We start from the raw sequence: 4035 nt of genomic DNA, 5'->3' as shown, positions 1-4035 counted from the left end.
CGTCAATGCCGGCTGGCGGATGCCCTTCACTGGTCTGCTCTGCAAGGAACCGCCCTATGGCGGTATCCGGGCGATCGACATACCCACCGGGCGGACCTTGTGGGACCGGCCTTTCGGGACGGCGCGCAAGAACGGCCCCTTCGGCATCCCTTCGATGCTGCCGATCCCGATCGGAACGCCGAACAATGGCGGCGCGGCGGTGACGGCAGGCGGCCTCATCTTCATCGCCGCGGCGACCGACGACCTCATTCGCGCCATCGACATTGAGACGGGCGAGACTGTCTGGCAGGACACGCTGCCGGCCGGCGGCCAGGCCAATCCAATGGTTTATGAAGCGAACGGCCGCCAATATCTGGTGATCATGGCCGGCGGCCACCACTTCATGGAGACGCCGCCGGGCGACTATGTGATCGCCTATGCGCTTCCTCGGGGCGCGTGATCGTATCCCACCGTATTAGAACGGGGTTGCCGGGCGGTCGCGCCGACGCCTAGCCTCCTTTCCAAACGGGGAGATCGCGCGTGCGCCTGCTGAAGAATGCCTGCCTTGCCTTGTCGCTGCTCTGGGCCACGCCCGCGGCGGCGGCAGTCGACTATTCCACTCAGGTGAAGGAGCAGGATGTCGTCCTTCGCGACTTCCGTTTCGGCACCGGCGAGACGATGGATGAGTTGCGCATCCACGTCTCGACCCTCGGAACACCGCGGCGTGACGGTGACGGGCATGTCACCAATGCGGTCATGGTGCTCCACGGCACCGGCGGCAGCGGTCATTCCTTTCTGCGCCCGCAATTCGCCGACGAATTGTTCGGCCCGGGCCAACCGCTCGACATCGGCCGCTACTACATTATCCTTCCCGACAATATCGGCCACGGGGCATCGTCGAAGCCGAGCGACGGCCTGAAGATGGATTTCCCCGACTATGATTATGCCGACATGATCGAGGCCCAGCGGCGAATGCTGGTCGAGGGCCTGAAGGTCGATCGGCTGAGGCTGATGATGGGGACCTCGATGGGCTGCATGCACGGCTTCATGTGGGGCCAGCGCTGGCCGGATTTCGTTCAGGCGATGATGCCGATGGCGTGCCTGCCGGTCGAGATCGCTGGCCACAATCGCATGTGGCGCAGGGCGGTGATCGAGGGGATCAAGTCGGATCCCGCCTGGCAGGGCGGCAATTACAAGTCGCAGCCGGTCATGGGCCTGCGCGTCGGGGCAAGCCTGCTCCAGGTGGTCGGCGCCGCGCCGCTCTATCTGCAGAAGGAATATGACACGCGCGAGGAGGCGGACGCCTACATCGTCGAGCGCATCGAAGCGAGCATCCAGGGCCTCGACGCCAACGACATGATCTATCAGTTCGATTCCTCGCGGAACTACAATCCCTGGCCGGGGCTGGAGAAGATCACCACGCCCATGACCTGGGTCAACTCCAGCGACGATGTCATCAATCCCTGGGACTATGGCATCGCCGAAAAGGCCGCGGCGCGGATGCCGAACGCGCGCTACGTGCTCATCAAGGCGACCGACGAGACGCGCGGCCATTCCACCCACACATGGGCGAAATTCTGGAAGCAGGAGCTGATCGACCTGCTCGCCCGGACCGAAGGGAAATAGCTCAGGGCGTCTCCACCGAAGAGACGTGGTTGAGCGCGATTACCCATTTTCCGTCGCGCTTGCGCATCAGCCGCGTGTTGATCCCGTCCTGCGAGTGCTCCGAGCGGGTGAGACGGTAGCGGCTGATCAGCTGCGCGGCATCGGGCGCGAGCATCTCGATCTGGATGTCGAAGAAATGCAGCTTGCCGCGCATGTCCTCCGACCCACCGTAATCGCGGATATAATGGGCGAGCGTCCCCTGCCAGCCGTCCTGGAAACGGCCGCGCGACACGAAGACGACGTCGGGGTTGGCGAAGCCCGCCATATAGCCCCTGAAGTCGCCCCGGTTCCACGCCGCCTCCATGCGGGCGATGAGGGCCCGGATCGCCGCTTTCTCCGCCGCTTCGTCCACCGCCACCGGGGCGGCGGGCGCGGGCGCTTCGGCCAGGGCGGGAACGGCGAGGCCGGCAAGGAGCAAGGCGCAGAGCTTCGGGGCGAAAGGCGTCATCTTGGGTCTCCTCGCGGCTGCACGGCACGGCCGCGCGCATGTTGTACCGAAAGCCCGATACTGCGCGGAGGGCTTCAGTGAATTCAAGACCGATCTCGCACGGCGCCTATCCGGCGACGACTCAGTTCGCCGCGGCACGGTGACTTACCATTGATCCGCGGCGACCGCTCTCAAGCCGACTTTTACCCGGTCCTGGAACTCCTCTTCCGCCTTCGCCGAATACACCGCGTAGATGGAGTAAGAAAATTGGGGGGCGTCCTTCACAGGGTTCAGCCGCCCCGTCCGCAGGTGGGGCTCGGCCGCGGCCTTTCTGAAATAGCCACTCCCACCTGCGGCCAATATGTATTCCAAGGCCAGGGGACCGAAATTGACCGCCACGGCGGGATTGGCGAGGTCGGGGAAAGCCGCGTGGTGGCTGGCAGCGAAGCCCGGGCCCCAATCCACATGGACATAGCCGTCGCGCCACTCGCCGTCGGCCCGGCCGGTCGTCACCGCGATCAGCTTTTCCTCCAAAAGCAGCTCGCTCACCACGCCCGGCCGGCGGGGCGGCGCATAGACGACCGCGATGTCCAGAATGCCCTCCTGGATCTGGTCCATGAGGCGGTCGCCGACGTCGATATGGGCACGGACCGCGATATCCGGGCACTCCTGGTGCATCCATTGGAGCAAATTCTTGAGGAGGGGATTCCACAGGCTGTGCTCGCCGCCGATCGTGACGACGGTATCGCGCCCGGCCGGCAACGCCACCTGTTGCCGGGCCCTCTCCCAGACCTGGACCAACGTAATCGCGAAGCGATGGAACTGCTCTCCAGCCGGGGTCAGCCGGACGCCCGCCTTATTGCGGACGAAGAGCGATCGATTGAGTTGCTCTTCGAGAACGCGGATGCGCGCGCTTATCGCCGTCTGGGTCAGGTTCAGGTTCGCGGCGGCGGCGACGAAGCTCCCGGTCTTCAGGACCTCCAGGAACGTACGGGCGGCGGCGATATCCATGGATCAATCTTTTTGCCGTTGAGTGGCAATAGTATTCATTTGTGTTTATTCGATCAATCCCCTCATTATCATCCCACGCGCATGCATCGGGACGAAACGGATGATGCCAAAGATCCATTTGAAGTCACCAAGGCCATGGGGCGTCGGCGACGCGATCATCTTCTGGTTCAGGAGCGTGGGCCAATGGATATGGCGGCCGCTAAGACGTGGGGTGGTTCTCGTCTTCTACTACGGCGTCCCGCCCCCGGTGATGATATTTCCCGACTCGAAGGGAGCGCCTGGACAATTCCCGCCGCTCAGCTCCCTCGGCTTCAACTTCGCATGCGGGACGGCCTTGCAGGTGTGGCGCGAAGATGATGAGGGACCGGCGATCGAGCCCGCCTGTCCTGTTCCCAGCCTCGAGCATGTCGAGGACGTGAGACCCAGCGCGTCCCACCCGTAGTCGCGGGAACGAGGCCTCTATGACGCGCCGTGACCCGAACCACGACGCACCCTTTCGATCATCCGGAAACGCGACCAACCCGCCAGTGTCGTCGGATGGCTACCGCCCGCTTTTCAGCTTCGCCTTCTTGATGAGGTCGCCATATTGGTGGGCGATGAGGTGGCTCTGGATCTGTGTCACCGTATCCATCGTCACGTTGACGACGATGATCAGGCTCGTGCCGCCGAGATAGAAGGGAATGCCGGCCCGGGCGATCAGATATTCCGGAATGAGGCAGGTGAGGGTCAGATACGCCGCGCCGACCACGGTGATGCGGGTCAGCACGTAGTCCAGATATTCCTCGGTGCGCTTGCCGGGGCGGATGCCGGGAATGAAGCCGCCATAGCGCTTCAGATTATCGGCCGTCTCCTCCGGATTGAACACCACGGCCGTGTAGAAGAAGCAGAAGAAGGCGATGCCGGCGCCATAGAGGAACATGTAGAGCGGCGCGCCGTGCTGGAGCGCGGTCGTG

General features: G+C 63.8%; 5 protein-coding genes. 2 read left to right on the top strand and 3 right to left on the bottom strand.

The window, feature by feature from the left end; translation table 11 throughout:
- Together VIR62_RS09895 and VIR62_RS09890 are read left to right on the top strand one after the other, a co-directional pair.
- The coding region (locus tag VIR62_RS09895) for a PQQ-binding-like beta-propeller repeat protein (protein ID WP_431870867.1) at positions 1–439 on the top strand (439 nt) is incomplete at its 5' end.
- An 86-nt stretch (positions 440–525) separates the two neighbouring features.
- Positions 526–1605 (top strand): alpha/beta fold hydrolase, encoded by a 1080-nt coding sequence (locus VIR62_RS09890; RefSeq protein WP_431870869.1) that lies wholly within the window; start codon positions 526–528, stop codon positions 1603–1605.
- 1 nt (position 1606) lies between these two features.
- Here VIR62_RS09890 and VIR62_RS09885 read toward each other — a convergent pair whose 3' ends face one another.
- From VIR62_RS09885 to VIR62_RS09875, 3 genes are all read right to left on the bottom strand, one after another.
- Complete coding sequence (locus VIR62_RS09885; protein ID WP_431870865.1) at positions 1607–2092, bottom strand: YybH family protein; 486 nt, start codon at positions 2090–2092, stop codon at positions 1607–1609.
- A gap of 144 nt (positions 2093–2236) precedes the next feature.
- A complete protein-coding gene (locus VIR62_RS09880) occupies positions 2237–3082 on the bottom strand; it encodes a LysR family transcriptional regulator (protein ID WP_431870863.1) in 846 nt (281 codons plus the stop codon).
- A gap of 541 nt (positions 3083–3623) precedes the next feature.
- Positions 3624–4035, bottom strand: a 412-nt coding sequence (locus VIR62_RS09875; protein ID WP_431870861.1) for a preprotein translocase subunit SecY, incomplete at its 5' end; no start/stop codon positions are given.

The sequence above is a fragment of the Allosphingosinicella sp. genome (genome assembly GCF_036570505.1).
Taxonomy (GTDB): Bacteria; Pseudomonadota; Alphaproteobacteria; order Sphingomonadales; family Sphingomonadaceae; genus Allosphingosinicella.
The sequence above is the reverse complement of the archived record's forward strand: the minus strand, read 5'-3'. Positions and strand labels throughout refer to the sequence as shown.